The organism is Clavibacter michiganensis, from assembly GCF_016907085.1.
GTDB lineage: Bacteria > Actinomycetota > Actinomycetes > Actinomycetales > Microbacteriaceae > Clavibacter > Clavibacter michiganensis_O.
In genome coordinates, this window is sequence record NZ_JAFBBJ010000001.1 from 3,044,302 (window position 1) to 3,059,642 (window position 15,341).

The 15,341-nt window shown below is 73.0% G+C and carries 11 protein-coding genes; 5 read left to right on the top strand and 6 right to left on the bottom strand.

Translation table 11 applies throughout. The annotated features are described in order from the left end of the window. Positions 1 to 83 precede the first annotated feature (83 nt). From JOE38_RS14470 to JOE38_RS14495, 6 genes are all read right to left on the bottom strand, one after another. Complete coding sequence (locus tag JOE38_RS14470) at positions 84 to 845, bottom strand: GntR family transcriptional regulator (RefSeq protein ID WP_204576900.1); 762 nt, start codon at positions 843 to 845, stop codon at positions 84 to 86. 53 nt (positions 846 to 898) lie between these two features. Beyond that, on the bottom strand, positions 899 to 1,813 hold the full coding sequence (locus tag JOE38_RS14475; RefSeq protein WP_204576901.1) for an ATP-binding cassette domain-containing protein: 915 nt from the start codon (positions 1,811 to 1,813) through the stop codon (positions 899 to 901). Then, positions 1,810 to 2,853 carry an ABC transporter permease gene (locus JOE38_RS14480; RefSeq protein ID WP_204576902.1) on the bottom strand — a complete coding sequence of 348 codons (1,044 nt, stop codon included), beginning with the start codon at positions 2,851 to 2,853 and terminating at the stop codon, positions 1,810 to 1,812. Before JOE38_RS14480 ends, JOE38_RS14475 begins: the two co-directional genes overlap by 4 nt. Before the next feature lie 96 nt (positions 2,854 to 2,949). Beyond that, positions 2,950 to 3,930 (bottom strand): sugar ABC transporter substrate-binding protein, encoded by a 981-nt coding sequence (locus JOE38_RS14485; protein ID WP_204576903.1) that lies wholly within the window; start codon positions 3,928 to 3,930, stop codon positions 2,950 to 2,952. 255 nt (positions 3,931 to 4,185) lie between these two features. Then, positions 4,186 to 5,193, bottom strand: coding sequence for an inositol 2-dehydrogenase (gene iolG / locus JOE38_RS14490; RefSeq protein WP_204576904.1), 1,008 nt, complete (start codon positions 5,191 to 5,193; stop codon positions 4,186 to 4,188). A 58-nt stretch (positions 5,194 to 5,251) separates the two neighbouring features. Beyond that, the gene (locus JOE38_RS14495; protein ID WP_204576905.1) at positions 5,252 to 6,169 is read right to left on the bottom strand and encodes a sugar phosphate isomerase/epimerase family protein; all 918 of its coding nucleotides are present in this window, start codon (positions 6,167 to 6,169) and stop codon (positions 5,252 to 5,254) included. Between the two features lie 295 nt (positions 6,170 to 6,464). On the opposite strand from JOE38_RS14495, the gene JOE38_RS14500 reads away from it, so the two are divergent. From JOE38_RS14500 to JOE38_RS14520, 5 genes are all read left to right on the top strand, one after another. Beyond that, on the top strand, positions 6,465 to 8,600 hold the full coding sequence (locus tag JOE38_RS14500; protein WP_204576906.1) for an ExeM/NucH family extracellular endonuclease: 2,136 nt from the start codon (positions 6,465 to 6,467) through the stop codon (positions 8,598 to 8,600). Between the two features lie 85 nt (positions 8,601 to 8,685). Next, positions 8,686 to 9,087 (top strand): thioredoxin, encoded by a 402-nt coding sequence (gene trxA, locus JOE38_RS14505; protein ID WP_012037481.1) that lies wholly within the window; start codon positions 8,686 to 8,688, stop codon positions 9,085 to 9,087. A 112-nt stretch (positions 9,088 to 9,199) separates the two neighbouring features. Further along, the gene (recQ, locus tag JOE38_RS14510; protein ID WP_204576907.1) at positions 9,200 to 11,086 is read left to right on the top strand and encodes a DNA helicase RecQ; all 1,887 of its coding nucleotides are present in this window, start codon (positions 9,200 to 9,202) and stop codon (positions 11,084 to 11,086) included. A 422-nt stretch (positions 11,087 to 11,508) separates the two neighbouring features. Beyond that, on the top strand, positions 11,509 to 13,515 hold the full coding sequence (locus JOE38_RS14515; RefSeq protein ID WP_204576908.1) for a glycoside hydrolase family 127 protein: 2,007 nt from the start codon (positions 11,509 to 11,511) through the stop codon (positions 13,513 to 13,515). A 144-nt stretch (positions 13,516 to 13,659) separates the two neighbouring features. Next, positions 13,660 to 15,339, top strand: a complete 1,680-nt coding sequence (locus JOE38_RS14520; protein ID WP_204576909.1) for an ABC transporter substrate-binding protein — start codon at positions 13,660 to 13,662, stop codon at positions 15,337 to 15,339. Positions 15,340 to 15,341: the final 2 nt, after the last annotated feature.

Here is a 15,341-nt window from a genome sequence, read left to right on the forward strand (position 1 = left end):
TCGGATGACGCTAATGAGGATCGCGGGATCGCATCGGATCCGACCTGACCCCTTGACCTCTCCGTGTCCGACCGGCTACGCGCCTACCGGTCGACGAGCGTGATCTCGAACGAGTACAGGTCGGGTCGGTAGCAGTGCTGCCCGTACTCGACGGCGCGGCCCGAGCTGTCGAACGCCGTGCGCGACATCGTGAGCACGGCGCCGCCGCGCGGCAGGTCGAGCAGGCGCGCCTCGGACGCCGTGGCCGCCCGCGCGCCGATGCGCTGCTTCGCGACCCGCATGATCACGCCGCGGCCGCGCAGCAGCTGGTAGAGCCCGTGGGTGGCGAGGTCGTCCGGATCCAGGTCGACGAACGGCTCCGGGAGCACGTTGTCGAGGACCGCGAGCGGCACGCCGTCCGCGGTGCGCAGCCGGGTGAGGTGCAGCACCGGGCTGCCGACCTCGACGCCCAGCGCCTCGGCGACCTTCTCGTCGGCCTCGCCCCGCGACGACGACAGCATCTCCGTGCGCGGCGTCTGGCCCTGCCGCTCGAGGTCCTCGTAGAGGCTCGTGAGCTCGACGTTGCGGGTGACCCGGCCGTGCACGACCTGCGTGCCGATGCCGCGGCGGCGCACGAGCAGGCCCTTGTCGACGAGGTCCTGGATCGCCCGGCGGATGGTCGGGCGCGAGAGCCCGAGCCGGGCGCCGAGCGCGATCTCGTTCTCGAGCCGGGCGCCGGCCGGCAGCGTGCCGTCGTGGATCGCCGTCTCCAGCAGGTTGGCCACCTGGTAGTAGAGGGGCACCGGGCCCGAGCGGTCGAGCGCGAGGAACAGGTCGGGGGGCAGGATCTGCTCCGGTTGCGTCACGTCGATCGCTCCCTCGTAGGTCAGGTCAACGCCTCATCCTGGCATGCGGCTCGTCAGCGGCCCGCCGGTGCGGCTCCCTCCGGGCCCGGGTCGCGCGCGAGCTCGTGCGCCAGCGAGTCGAGCTCGGCGCCGCCGGCCATGAGGCTCGTGAGCTCACCCAGCGTGATCTCGTCCTTCTCGAACGTGCCGAGGCTGGATCCGCGGTTGAGCAGCAGGAACCGGTCGCCCACCGGGAACGCGTGGTGCGGGTTGTGCGTGATGAACACCACGCCGAGGCCCCGGTCGCGCGACCGCGCGATGTACCGCAGCACCACGCCCGACTGCTTCACGCCGAGGGCCGCGGTCGGCTCGTCGAGGATCAGCACGCGGGCGCCGAAGTGCACGGCCCGGGCGATGGCGACGCACTGGCGCTCGCCGCCGGAGAGCGTGCCGATGGGCTGGTCGACGTCGCGCAGGTCGATGCCCATCTGCGCGAGCTGCTCGTGCGTGATCGCCTTCATGGCCTTCACGTCGAGCCGGCGGAACGGCCCCTTCCCCGTCGTGATCTCGGAGCCGAGGAAGAAGTTCCGCCACACGGGCATGAGCGGCACGACCGCGAGGTCCTGGTAGACGGTCGCGATGCCGGCCTGGAGCGCGGCGCGCGGGGATCCGAGCGTCACGGGCTCGCCGTCGAGGAGCATCGTGCCCTCGCTCGGCGCGTGGACGCCCGCGAGCATCTTGATGAAGGTCGACTTGCCGGCGCCGTTGTCGCCGAGCACGCACGTGACCTGGCCCGCCGCGACCACGGTCGAGACGCCCGTGAGCGCGTTGACGGCGCCGTACGACTTGCCGATGTCGCGGACCTCGAGGATGGTCGTGCCGGCGGGCGGCAGCGGGGGAGTGGGGCGCCCGCCGGCCTCCTCGGCCGCGCCGGGGATCGCGCCGGCCAGGGGCTCGGACGCCGCGCTCGCGCTCGTCTCGGTGGTCATCGTCCGCCTCCCGCCCGCGTGCGCACCAGGTTGTTCAGCAGCACCGCCGCGAGGAGCATCACGCCGAGGATCGTGCGGAGCCAGTTCGTGTCCCACTGGGCGAACGTGATGCCCTGGAAGACCATGCCGTAGATGAGCGCGCCGAGCGCCGCGCCGATGGCCGAGCCGAAGCCGCCCGTGAGCAGGCACCCGCCGACGACCGCGCAGATGATGTAGATGAACTCCTGCCCGACGCCCGTGTTCGCCTGCACCGTGGAGGTGCGGAACAGGGAGATCATGCCGACGAGCCACGCGGCGCCCGCGGTGCCCATGAAGAGGCCGACCTTGGTCTTGAACACCGGCACGCCCACCTGGCGGGCGGACTCCTTGGCGCCGCCGACCGCGAAGATCCAGTTGCCGGCGCGCGTGCGCAGGAGGATCCACGTGGCGACGGCCGCGACCAGGAACCACCACAGCACCGAGACGTAGAAGTTGCCGCCGCCGATCTCGAGCGACGAGCCGAAGATCGGCTGGATCTGGTCGTACGACGGCACCTTCGTCATGCCCTGGATCGCGACCTGGCCCGTGATGAGCTTCGTGACCGCGAGGTCGACGCCCGCGAGCGCGAAGAACGTGCCGAGCGTGACGATGAAGCTCGGCAGGCCCGTCTTCATCACGAGGAAGCCGTTCAGCGCGCCGACCGCGAGCGCCGCCGCGAGCGAGACCAGCACGGCGACCCAGATGCTGAGCCCGTAGTGCGACGTGAGGATGCCGACCACGAGGGCCGAGAAGCCCGTCATCACGCCCGCGGAGAGGTCGAACTCGCCGCCGATCATGAGCATCGCCACGGCGACCGCCATGATCCCGAAGGTCGATGCCGACTCGAGCCACACGCCCGCGCCGGCGAGGGTGAGGAACTGCGGCGTGTAGAGGGAGAAGAACACCAGCACGGCGAGGGCGGCCACGAGGGCGCCGATCTCCGGGCGGGCGAGGATCTTGCGGATCGGCCTGTTCTCGAGGCGCGGCCTCGTGGCGATCGTCACGATGTCCGTCGTGGTCAACGCGGGGCTCCTTCGGTGAGCGTCGGGCGGTGCGGTGCGGTGGGGTGCGGAGGGAGAGGGGCGGGCCGGGCGCATCGGTGCGCCCGGCCCGACCGCCTACCGGGTGCCGTTCTTCGCGAACTCGGCGACCTGCGCCGCGTTGTCCTTCGTCACGAACGCGGGGCCGGAGTAGACGGGCTGGCCGCCGCCGATGACGTTGCCGTTCGTGGCGTAGAGGTCGAGCGCGGTGATCCCGAGGAACCCCTGCACGTACGGCTGCTGGTCGACCGCGAACAGGATCGTGCCGGCCTCGACCGCGCTCACGACGTCCTCCGAGAGGTCGAACGTGCCGATCTGCGCCTTGCTGCCCGACTCCTCGACCGCGCCGACCGCGTCGATCGCGTACTGGCCGCCGAGCGTGAGCACGCCGTCGATGGAGGGATCCGCCTGCAGCTTCGACTTGATGGTCGCCTTCACGTCGGCGTCGTTCGTGCCGTCGACCTGGAGGTTCGCCATCTGGCCGGAGAAGGCGCTCGCCGCGGAGGAGCAGCGCTCCTCGAGGCCGACGTTGCCGGCCTCCTGGATCACGCAGAGCGCGTTCTTGAGGCCCGCGTCGCCGAGGCGCTTGCCGACGGCCTCGCCCGCGACCGTCTCGCTCTGGCCGATGTGGGTGAGGGCCCCGAACTCGGCGGAGCGCTCGATGCCGGAGTTGATGGTGACCACGGGGATGCCCGCGGCGACGGCCTTCTCGACGCTGTCCTTCACGCCGTCGGGGTTCGCCATCGAGACGACGATCCCGTTCACCTTCTGCGCGACCGCGTTGTCGATGAGCTGGGACTGCTTGGCGGGATCCGGGTCGGCGTTGTACGTGACGGTGGCGCCGTACTGGCCGCCTGCGGTCTCGGCGCCGGACTTCACGCGGTCCCAGAAGGCGTCGCCCGGGCCCGAGTGCGTGACGACCGCGAAGGTGAGGTCGCCGCCGCCGCCGTTCGCGCCGCCCGCGGTGGGCGGGGCATCCTGGCCGGTGCCCGCGCACGAGGTGAGGAGGAGGCCGGCCGCGACCGCGAGGCCGAGGGGGGCGAGGAATCTGTTCTTCATCGAATGCTCCTTGTCGGGCGGACGCCCGCGGGCGGGGTCCTGGACGTCGTCGTCGGGGTGATCCTCGTCCCGCCCGACGTGCTTTGTCAACACATGCTGACAAGACGGATCCCTGTCGTGACCCGTCGTCGTCCGGCGGTCTCCCCGACGGATCCGACCCTCCAGTGTGCCGCCTGCTCGGGCCCTCCCGCGCGCGCGACGGCGCCCGACAGCGGCGCGCGCGGTCGGGCGGCCCTTCGTCGGGCCCCTCCGGGATCAGAGCGAGACGGGCACCGCCACGCGCTCCTCGGCCGAGCGCTGCGCCGCGTCGGCGAGCACGAGCGCCGCGCGGCCGTCGGCGAACGTCGGGCTGTCGGAGGCCTCGCCGCGCGCGAGGCGGATGAAGGCGCGCAGCTCCGCGACGTAGGCGGCGGCGTAGCGCTCCAGGAAGAAGTCCTGGTAGGGCGGCTTGCCCTCGACGCTCGTCGCGGTCGAGACGCTCACGAGGCTCGTGAGCGCGTTCGCGACGTGCAGGGATCCGCGCGACCCGAACGCCTCGATGCGCTGGTCGTAGCCCACGGCGCTGTGGCGCGAGTTGGTGATCACGACGAGCGCGCCGCTGGACGCGCGGAGCGTCACGACAGCGGTGTCGAAGTCGCCGTGCTCGCGGGCGCCGGGGTCGAACGTGGTGGATCCGGTCGCCTGCACCTCGACGATGTCCGGCAGGAAGTACCTGGCCATGTCGAGGTCGTGGATGGTCATGTCGCGGAAGATCCCGCCGGAGACCCCCACGTACGCGGCGGGCGGCGCGGCCGGGTCGCGGCTCGTGATCGACAGCTGCTCGAGCGCGCCGATCTCGCCCGCGGCCACGCGGGCGCGCGCCTCCGCGAAGGCCGGGTCGAACCGGCGGTTGAAGCCGAGCGCCACGGGCACGCCGGAGGAGAGCACGCGGGGGAGGAGCGCGTCGACCCGCGCGATGTCGAGGTCGATGGGCTTCTCGCAGAGCACGGGCAGGCCGTGGTCGATCGCGGCGGCGATGAGGTCGACGTGCGTGGGCGTGGGCGAGGCGATGAGGACCGCGTCGACGCCGCCGGACGCCATCATCTCCGCGGCGTCCTCCGTGACCGTGCCGCCGAGGCGCGCGGAGAGGGCGCGGGCGCCGTCGACGAACGGGTCGCAGATCCAGGCCAGCTCGGCGTCGGGATCCGCGGCGATGTTCGCGGCGTGGACCTGGCCGATGCGGCCGGTGCCGATCAGGCCGAAGCGCAGGGGGGTCGTGGTCATGTCGGGATCCTCGTGTGTCGTGGTGGTGGTGCCGGTGCGCTCGGGGTCGCGTGCCGGATCAGGCCCAGGTGCGCAGCGCTTCGCGGTTGACGCGCTGGTCCTCCGTGCGCTCGGCTCGGAAGCGGCGGATGTCGGCGTCGGGGGCGTTCAGCACGTCCTGCTCCACGACCACCCAGCCGTCGTAGCCCTGCGCCTCGATCGCGGTCATCACGCTCGCGAGGTCGACGTCGCCCCGGCCGAACGCCACGAACGCGCCGGAGGACCACACCTCGCGCATGCCGCCGCCCGCGGCGAGCACGCGGCGGAGCTCGGCGCCGTCGACGTCCTTGAGGTGCAGGTGGGTGATCCGCGCGCCCCAGCGGGCGATCGCCGCGAGCGGGTCGCCGCCCGCTATGACGAGGTGGCCGGTGTCGAGCGTGAGGCCCACGTCGACCTGGTCGAGGAAGCGGTCGATCTCCGCGGGCGACTCGACGAAGGTGCCCGCGTGGTGGTGGAAGGTCGGCTCGAAGCCCGCGGCGCGCGTGATCTCCGCGGCCCGCGCGGTGTTGTGGACGAGGCGCGACCACGCGTCGTCGTCGAGCGGGTCGGCCTCGGCGCCGCGGCCGGGGGCGGCGGCCCGGGTCGCGGATCCGGCGTCGGCGAGCGTCGGCAGCGGCAGCCGCGCGGGCCCCGCCTCGGCCGCCTCCTGGAAGACGCGCAGCGACGTGGCCAGCTCGGGCAGGGACGCCTGGAACGCGTCGTCGTCGGAGAGGGGGAGCTGGATCCAGCCGCCCGCGAGCTCCAGCCCCGCGCCGGCGAGCCGGTCGCGCAGCTCGCGGCCGCGCCCGAGGAAGCCGACGGGTCCGAGGTCGATCCCCGCGTAGCCCGTCTCGGCCAGCGCCTCCACCATGTTGTCGGGCGTGACGACCTCGGCGCCCTCGGGCGTCAGCTCGAACACGCCGAAGCTCACGGGCGCGCCGGCGACGGTCGCCCTCACGCGGCGGATCCCGTCGGGCGGGCCGGCGCAGCGGCGCGGGATGCGGGGGTGGTGCGGGTCTGGACCATGCGTCGTCGCACTGCTCCTCGGCGATCGGGCGGGATGTTTGTCCTGACGATAGTACGTGGGCGAGGTCCTCCGCCATCGTTCGGCGCCCCGATCCGTCGTGCCGCGTCGATCGCGTGACGAGCCGGTGACGATCCGGTTGCGACCCGCCGCCCGGGCCGCTGCCCGGCCTACGCTCGACGGGAGATCCCCCATGCGGGGAACCCGCGACGCCGAGGGGGACGACGCCATGACCGACACCGACACCGCACCCGGGACCGGGGGCCGCCGACCGGGATCGGCCCGCCGCGTCGCCCGCCCGCTCGCCGTCGCGACCGCCCTGGCCCTGGGCCTCTCCGCGCTCATCGCGTCGCCCGCCGAGGCCGCGACGGTCGCGATCGCCGACGTGCAGGGCACCGGCAGCGCGACCCCGTTCGCCGGCCGCGTCGTCACGGTCGAGGGCGTCGTCACGGCCGACTACCGCGGGGCGAGCGGCTACGCCGGGATCGTGATCCAGACCCGCGGCTCGGGCGGCGCGACCGACCAGACGCCCGGCGCCTCCGACGGCATCTTCGTGTACCTCGCGAGCGCGGACCCGGCCGTCGCGATCGGCGACCTCGTCCGCGTCACCGGCACCGCGTCCGAGCGCCAGGGCCAGACCCAGCTCGCCGCGACCGCGACCGACCTCGTCGAGGCGGGCGTCGGCGTCCCCTCCGCGACCCCGCTGCCCGACAGCCTCCGCGGCGCCGACCGCGAGTCGCTCGAGAGCATGCTCGTCACGCCGACGGGCGACTACCGCGTCGGATCCGCGCACCAGCTCGACACCTACGGCACGCTCTGGCTGAGCGCCGGCGCCGACCTGCCCGTCAAGGCCACCGACGTCGTGCGCCCGGGCGCCGAGGCCGACCGGATCGCCGCCGACAACCGCGCGCGCCGGCTCCTCCTCGACGACGGCTACAACATCCAGCTCACCAACGCCGCGTACCCCGCGGGCGCCACGCAGCCCTACTACTCGGCCGAGCGCGTCGTGCGGAACGGCGACGTGCCCGTCTTCCCCGCCACCCCCTACGTGCTCGCCTACGGCTTCGACGACTGGCGCCTCCAGCCCACGACGCCCCTCACCTCGCTCGACGCGGCCGGCCGCGTGCCGACCTTCACGAGCGGGAACCCGCGCCCCGCGTCCTCGCCCGAGGTCGGCGGCGACGTCCGCATCGCCGGGTTCAACGTCCTCAACTACTTCACGACGCTCGGCGAGCGCGGCGCCGCCACCGCGGAGGAGTTCCGGAAGCAGCGCGCGAAGATCGTCACGGCGATCACGGGCCTGGACGCGCAGGTCGTGACGCTCATGGAGATCGAGAACAGCACCCGCTTCGGCGAGCCGGCCGACACCGCGACGGCCGACCTCGTGCGGGGCCTCAACGACGCCGCCGGGAAGTCCGTGTGGGACTACGTCCGCACCCCCGCCGCGCTGCAGTCGACGCCGACCGACGAGATCCAGAACGCGATCATCTACCGCACGGACGCGGTGACGCCCGTCGGGGCCGCCGCCACGCAGATCGACGAGACCGTCTGGGGCAACGCCCGCGAGCCGATCGCGCAGTCCTTCCGCGGCGGCGACCGGAGCTTCACGGTCGTCGCGAACCACCTCAAGTCGAAGTCCGGGTCCGGCACGCAGCCCGCGGACGGCCAGGGCTTCTTCAACGCCGACCGGGTCGCGCAGGCGAAGGCCGTCGCGCGCTTCGCGTCCGAGCTGCAGGCGTCGAGCGGATCCGACCTCCTCTACCTGCTCGGCGACTTCAACGCCTACTCCGAGGAGGACCCGATCCAGGCCCTCCGCGACGCCGGCTTCGTCGACCTCGTGGCCGCGAAGGCGCCCGGCGAGCGCACGTACTCCTTCGACGGCGAGGTCGGATCCCTCGACCACGTGCTCGCGACCCGCGCGGGCGCCGCTGCGGTCACGGGCGTCGGCGTGTGGGACATCAACGCGCCCGAGTGGGCGGCGCGCGAGTACGGCGGCGCCGCGACCGACGGATCCAGCGCCTTCCGCTCGAGCGACCACGACCCCGTGAAGGTCGGCCTCGACACCGTCCGCGACGCGTCGACGCTCGTCGGGTACGCCGACCGCCTGCTCGTCCGGAGCGGCCAGCCGGTCACCTACTCCGTGAAGCTGGCCGCCGGCGCGACCGCTCCGACGGGTCGCGTGCAGATCCTCGACCGGGGCCGCGCCATCGCGTCCGTCGACGTGACGGCGGCCGACGCCGGCCGCGCGACGGTCACGCTGCCGCGGCTCTCCCGCGGGATCCACCTGATCACCGCGAGCTACGCGGGCGACGACCAGGCGAAGGGGTCGAGCACCGTCTGGCCGTCGATCGTCCTCGTCTGGTAGCCGCCCGCCGCACGCGGAATGCGCGGGCCGCGCGCCCGGTTGCACCCCGAGACCGCACGAACCGAGCACGAGAAGAGGACGCACCATGGCCACCACCGAGCTGACCGCCGAGAACTTCGAGAGCATCGTCGACTCCAACGGCATCGTCGTCGTCGACTTCTGGGCCGACTGGTGCGGCCCCTGCAAGCAGTTCGCGCCCGTCTTCGACAAGTCGAGCGAGAAGCACGCTGACATCGTCCACGGCAAGGTCGACACCGAGGCGCAGCAGTTCCTCGCGCAGCAGGCGAACATCTCCGCCATCCCGACGCTGATGATCTTCAAGGACCAGACGCTCATCTTCAGCCAGGCGGGCGCGCTGCCCGCCCCGGCGCTCGAGTCGCTCATCGAGGAGGTGCGCGCCGTCGACGTGGCCGCCCTCAAGGAGCAGGCCGCCGCCGAGGCCGCGCAGGCCACGCCCGGCGCGAGCGCCGACCCCACCGCGATCTGACCCGCGCCTGATCCGCGCCGTGCGGCCCCTCCCCATCCGGGAGGGGCCGTCCGCGTCCCCACGCTCCTCCGCCCCGCCGTCCGCCGACCGGCCCCCGGATACGATTGCCCCGATGACCTCCACCCCTCCCGCTCCCGCCGGATCCGCCGCGTCCGGCACCGCCCTGGCCCCCGCCCTCGAGCGCCTCGGCACGGTGTTCGGGTACGACGCCTTCCGCGGCGACCAGCAGGAGATCGTCGAGCACGTCATCGGCGGCGGCGACGCGCTGGTGCTCATGCCCACGGGCGGCGGCAAGTCGCTCTGCTACCAGATCCCGAGCCTCGTGCGCGAGGGCACGGGCGTCGTCATCTCGCCGCTCATCGCTCTCATGCAGGACCAGGTCGACGCGCTGCGCGCCGTCGGCGTCCGGGCCGCGTTCCTCAACTCCACGCAGGACCTCGAGACCAGCCGCGAGGTCGAGCGCGCCCTGCTCGACGGCGACCTCGACCTGCTCTACCTCGCGCCCGAGCGCCTCATCCTCGACCGGATGGGCCGCCTCCTCGACGAGGCCCGCATCGCCCTCTTCGCCATCGACGAGGCGCACTGCGTCTCGCAGTGGGGCCACGACTTCCGCAAGGACTACCTGGCGCTGTCGATGCTGCAGGAACGCTGGCCGGAGGTGCCGCGCATCGCGCTCACCGCCACGGCCAACGAGGCCACGCACGCCGACATCACCGCGCGCCTCGGCCTCCAGGACGCGCGCCACTTCGTCTCCTCGTTCGACCGCCCGAACATCCGCTACCGCATCGTGCCCAAGGCCGAGCCGCGCAAGCAGCTGGTGGACTTGATCCGGAACGAGCACGCGGGCGACGCCGGCATCGTCTACTGCCTGTCTCGGAAGACCGTCGAGCAGACGGCGGAGGCGCTGAACAAGCAGGGCATCACCGCGCTGCCGTACCACGCGGGCCTCGACGCGGCCGTCCGTCAGCGCAACCAGGCGCGCTTCCTCCGCGAGGACGGCATCGTCATGTGCGCCACCATCGCGTTCGGCATGGGCATCGACAAGCCCGACGTGCGCTTCGTCGCCCACATCGACCTGCCCAAGTCCATCGAGGGCTACTACCAGGAGACCGGGCGCGCCGGGCGCGACGGCCTGCCGTCCACCGCCTGGCTCGCCTACGGCCTGCAGGACGTCGTGCAGCAGCGCCGCATGATCGACCAGTCCGAGGGCGACGCGCAGCACCGCCGCCGGCTCTCGCAGCACCTCGACGCGATGCTCGCCCTCTGCGAGACGGTCGGCTGCCGCCGCGTGCAGCTCCTCCGCTACTTCGGCGAGGAGACGGGTCCCTGCGGCAACTGCGACACGTGCCTCGAGCCCGTCGAGACGTGGGACGCCACGGTGCCGTCGCAGAAGCTGCTGTCCACCATCGTGCGGCTGCAGCGCGAGCGGAACCAGCGCTTCGGGGCGGCGCACCTCATCGACATCCTGCTCGGCAATGAGACCGACCGCGTCCGGCAGCAGGGGCACGACCAGCTCGCCACCTTCGGCATCGGCGGCGAGCTCACCGACGTGCAGTGGCGCGGCGTCGTCCGCCAGCTCCTCGCGCAGGGCCTCCTCGGCGTGAGCGACGACGGCTACGGCACCCTCGTCATCACCGCGGGCAGCGGCGACGTGCTCAGCGGATCCCGCCAGGTGCCCATGCGGCAGGAGCCCGAGCGCATCGTGCGCGGCCGCGGCACCCGCACCACGCGCGCGAAGGGCGGCCAGGTGGTCGACCTGCCCGAGGAGGCGCAGGGGCTCTTCGAGGCGCTCCGCGCGTGGCGCTCGGAGCAGGCGAAGGAGCAGGGCGTGCCCGCGTACGTCGTGTTCGCCGACGTCACCCTGCGCGAGGTCGCGACGGTGCGCCCGCAGGACCTCGGACAGCTCGCCGGCATCACGGGCGTCGGCCAGAAGAAGCTCGACACGTACGGCCAGGGGCTGCTCGCGGTCGTCGCCGCCGGATCCGTCGCAGCCGACTAGGGCGCCCGCCGACCAGGGCTCGCGCCGACGCGGGCTCGCGCCGACGAGGGCAGCGGCGGACGACGAGTGCGTCGGAGTGGCGGGGGAGAGACCCGGTCCCGAGCCTCGAGGGCTGCGGGACCGAGCCGCGCACACGGCCGACTTTTACCCGAAGACCGGCCCGGCGCTGGCGGGACAGCTCACCCGAAGAGCTGTCGCCGTTGCCCACGATCGTACTGGTCCGGCCGCGGGCTCCATGCGGGCTGTGGGGAGCGGGCGAGGCGTGGTAGCGCGTCGGCCCTGACGCGAGCGGTCGTCCGCCCCTCGTGTAAACAGCGTGTAACGGGAGGCCGCAGACGCTTCATCGGGATTGCCAACACCGTATGGCGTATTTGTAATATGTCACCTACCACCGGCTACCCGAGGCCGGACGAGGGAGCGCCATGGCAGTGACAGGAGCGGATGCGGACGCTATCCGCACGTGCGCGCGTCGCGCCGCCGTCCTCCCCAGCACCGGATCCCGACGCCCGCTGGGCGCCGACGCCGTCGCCCTCGAGGGCGGCCTGCTCGGGGCGTGGCAGGAGCGCAACCGGGCCCGCACCATCCCCCACGCCATCGCGTCCATGGCCGCAGCAGGCAACCTCGACGACCTCCGCGCGGCCGTCGACGGGCCGGGCGAGCGGCCCGTGCCGCGCTACCCGTTCCTCGACACCGACGTCTACAAGACCCTCGAGGGCGTGGCCTACGAGGTCGGCCGGGGCACCGCCAGCGCGGAGATGCGCGCCTTCCTCGCCGAGGCGACGGACGTGCTCGAGCGCGTCCAGGCGGAGGACGGCTACATCGGCTCGTACGTGCAGCGGCCCGGATCCGACCGCGAGCGCTGGTCCGACCTCGCGTGGGGCCACGAGCTCTACAACCTCGGGCACCTGATCCAGGCCGCCGTCGCCGACTCCCGTCAGGGCGGCGACGGCCGGCTCCTCGCCGTGGCCCGCCGCTTCGCCGACGCCGCGGTCCGCGAGTTCGGCCCGGGCGGACGCGTCGAGGTCTGTGGCCACCCCGAGGTCGAGATGGCGCTCATCGAGCTGCACCGCGAGACGGGGGAGCGGGCGTACCTCGACCTCGCCGCCGCGTTCGTCGACCGCCGCGGGCACGGCACGGTGGCGACGCGGATCTTCCCGGCCGAGTACTTCCAGGACGCGCACCCCTTCCGCGAGATGCCGGCCGTCACGGGCCATGCCGTCCGCATGGCGTACCTCGCCGCAGGCGCGACCGACGTGGCGACGGAGACGGGCGACGCCGAGCTGCTCGCCGCCTCCGTCCGCCTCTTCGACGACGCCGTCCGCACCCGCCTCTACGTGACCGGCGGGCTCGGCAGCCGCCACTCGGACGAGGCGATCGGCGACGCGTACGAGCTGCCGAGCGAGCGCTCCTACAGCGAGACGTGCGCCGCCATCGCGCTGATGCAGTGGGCCTGGCGGCTCTTCCTCGCGACCGGCGAGCCGCGCTTCCTCGACACGTTCGAGACCGTGCTGCTGAACGCCTACGCGGTGGGCCTCTCCGCCGACGGCACGGGCTTCTTCTACGACAACCCGCTCCAGCGCCGCCCCGACCACCACGCGCAGTCGGGCGCCGAGACCGAGGGCGAGCTGATGCGCCGCCCGTGGTTCACGTGCCCGTGCTGCCCGCCCAACATCGTGCGCTGGATGAGCGAGCTGCAGGACCACGTCGCGGTCCAGGACGGGGACGACCTCGTGATCGCGCACCCGGCTGCGTGCGTGATCCGCACCGATGCGATCGACGTGCGCGTGACGACCGCGTACCCGTGGGACGGCGCCGTGCGCGTCGAGGTGCTGCGCGCGTCCGGCGCGGAGAGCGGCATCGTGCTCCGCCGTCCGGGCTGGTGCCGCTCCGCGACCGCGGTCGTGCGGGGCGCCGACGGATCCGCCGCCGAGGTCGACGCCGCGGCCGACGACCGGTGGATCCGCGCCACCCGCGCCTGGGCCGCCGGCGACGCGCTCATGGTCGAGCTGGACATGCCCGTGCGCGCCCTCGGATCCCACCCGCACCTCGACGCCACCCGGGGGACCCTCGCGGTGGCGCGCGGACCGGTCGTGTACGCGGTCGAGCAGGAGGACGCCGGCGCCCCCGTCGACGACCTGCTCCTCGACCCGCGCGACCTGGCGGCAGCGCGACCCGTGCCGCTCCCGCTCGCCGGGCCGTGGGGTCCGGCGTCGGACGCCGCCGATCCCGCGTCGGGCCTCGCCCTCGCCGTGCGCCTCCGCCGCGCGCTCCCTGCGCCGGACGAGCTCTACCCCGAGGTCGTCCCCGGCCCCATCGCCCCCGCCGCGTCGGCCGACCCCGTCGACGCCGTGCTCGTGCCGTACGCCCTCTGGGGCAACCGGTCGCCGGGCGCGATGCGGGTCTGGATCCGCGCCGCCGACACCGGCTGAGCCGTCCCCGCGCGCACGCCACCCGGATCCACCCGTTGCGGGGCGGTCGAGCGCACCTCCGCTTCCCATCCCTTCCATCGCACGACCCCGTCCGTCACTCCCCACCCGGTGCGCCTCGGCCGCCATCCACGAAACGAGAGTCCGATGAACCGACGAATCACCGCAGTAGGGCTGGCCGTCGCCGCCAGCCTCGCCCTCACGTCCTGCGCCGGCGCAGGATCGAAGTCCACCTCCGACGTCACCGGCCCCGCCGACACGGGCGGCGTCGTCCAGGTCCTGCAGGTCGCGGACTTCGCGCACCTCGACCCCGAGATGGGCTACGACACGGGCAGCGCGAACCTGTACCGGCTCATCTACCGCACGCTCACGACGCCCACGGGCAAGGACGGCGCCACCATGGCGCCCGACCTGGCCACCGACACCGGGACCCCGAACGCCGACGCGACCGAGTGGACGTTCACGCTCAAGGACGGCCTCAAGTTCGAGGACGGCTCTCCCATCACGAGCGAGTCCGTGAAGTTCGGCGTCGAGCGCTCCTTCGACCCGGCGCTCGCCATCGGCACGCCCTACACGCGCCTCTACCTCGCGGGCGGCGACTCCTACAAGGGCCCGTACGAGTCGGGCGACCTGTCCTCCATCGAGACGCCGGACGAGAAGACCATCGTCTTCCACCTCAACCGCTCCGTCCCCGAGTTCTCGAGCGTCGCGGCGCAGAGCACGTTCACGCCGTTCCCCGCCGACAAGGACAGGGTGACGGTCACGAGCATCGACCAGCAGCCCATCGCCTCCGGCCCGTACCGCGTGACCGAGCGCACCGTCGGATCCTCCCTCACCCTCGAGCGCAACCCCGAGTGGGACGCCTCCACCGACGAGGTGCGCACCGCGAAGCCCGACGGCTGGCACTTCACGAGCGGCCTCGACCAGGCCACCATCGACGAGCGCATGATCGCCGGCCAGGGCGACGACGCGAACGCCATCTCGGCGGGCATCACGGCGGCGTCGGTCGCGCGGATCCAGACCCCCCAGATCAAGGCGCGCACCGTGACCGGCGACAACGGCTGCACGACCTACCTGTCGCTCAACATGACCAAGCCGCACCTCAGCGACCTCCGCGTGCGCCAGGCCATCGAGTATGCCGTGGACAAGAAGTCGCTCGCCGACGTCGCCGGCGGCCCCTCGATCGCCGAGCCCGCGTCGACGATGCTCACCCGCAGCGTCCCCGGCCACAAGGACTTCGACGTCTACCCGACCACCGACAGCGCCGGCGACGTCGACAAGGCGAAGGCCCTGCTCGCGGAGGCGGGCCTGCAGGACGGCTTCTCCGTCACCCTCGACGTGGCCGACACGACGAGCGCGAAGAAGGCGGCCGAGGCGCTGCAGCAGTCGCTCGGCAAGGTCGGGATCGACGTGCAGCTCAACATCCTCGACGCGTCCGCGTACAACGAGACGCTCGCGACGCCGTCGCAGCAGCACGACATGGCGGAGACGGGCTGGTGCCCGGACTGGAACTCGGCGAGCACGGTGCTGCCGGTGCTCTTCGACGGACGCCAGATCACCGAGAAGGGCAACAACAACAAGGCGCAGCTGAACGACGCGACCATCAACGCCCGCATCGACGAGATCTCCGCGATGACCGACCTCTCCGCGGCGAACACCGCGTGGGGCGACCTCGACGAGCAGATCCAGCAGCTCGCGCCCGTCGTGCCGCTCCTCTACGGCCAGGCCGTGCTGGTCCTCGGCCAGAACGTCCGGAACGCGTACGCGTCCCCGGTCTACAACGGATCCCCGGACTTCGCCACCCTCGGCCTCCACACGGGGAAGTAGCC

Bases quoted from the DNA above. Each gene is read 5' to 3' on its own strand.
- iolG (WP_204576904.1), bottom strand. From the start codon at position 5,193: ATGACCACGACCCCCCTGCGCTTCGGCCTGATCGGCACCGGCCGCATC.
- JOE38_RS14515 (WP_204576908.1), top strand. From the start codon at position 11,509: ATGGCAGTGACAGGAGCGGATGCGGACGCTATCCGCACGTGCGCGCGT.
- trxA (WP_012037481.1), top strand. From the start codon at position 8,686: ATGGCCACCACCGAGCTGACCGCCGAGAACTTCGAGAGCATCGTCGAC.
- recQ (WP_204576907.1), top strand. From the start codon at position 9,200: ATGACCTCCACCCCTCCCGCTCCCGCCGGATCCGCCGCGTCCGGCACC.
- JOE38_RS14500 (WP_204576906.1), top strand. From the start codon at position 6,465: ATGACCGACACCGACACCGCACCCGGGACCGGGGGCCGCCGACCGGGA.
- JOE38_RS14475 (WP_204576901.1), bottom strand. From the start codon at position 1,813: ATGACCACCGAGACGAGCGCGAGCGCGGCGTCCGAGCCCCTGGCCGGC.
- JOE38_RS14485 (WP_204576903.1), bottom strand. From the start codon at position 3,930: ATGAAGAACAGATTCCTCGCCCCCCTCGGCCTCGCGGTCGCGGCCGGC.
- JOE38_RS14520 (WP_204576909.1), top strand. From the start codon at position 13,660: ATGAACCGACGAATCACCGCAGTAGGGCTGGCCGTCGCCGCCAGCCTC.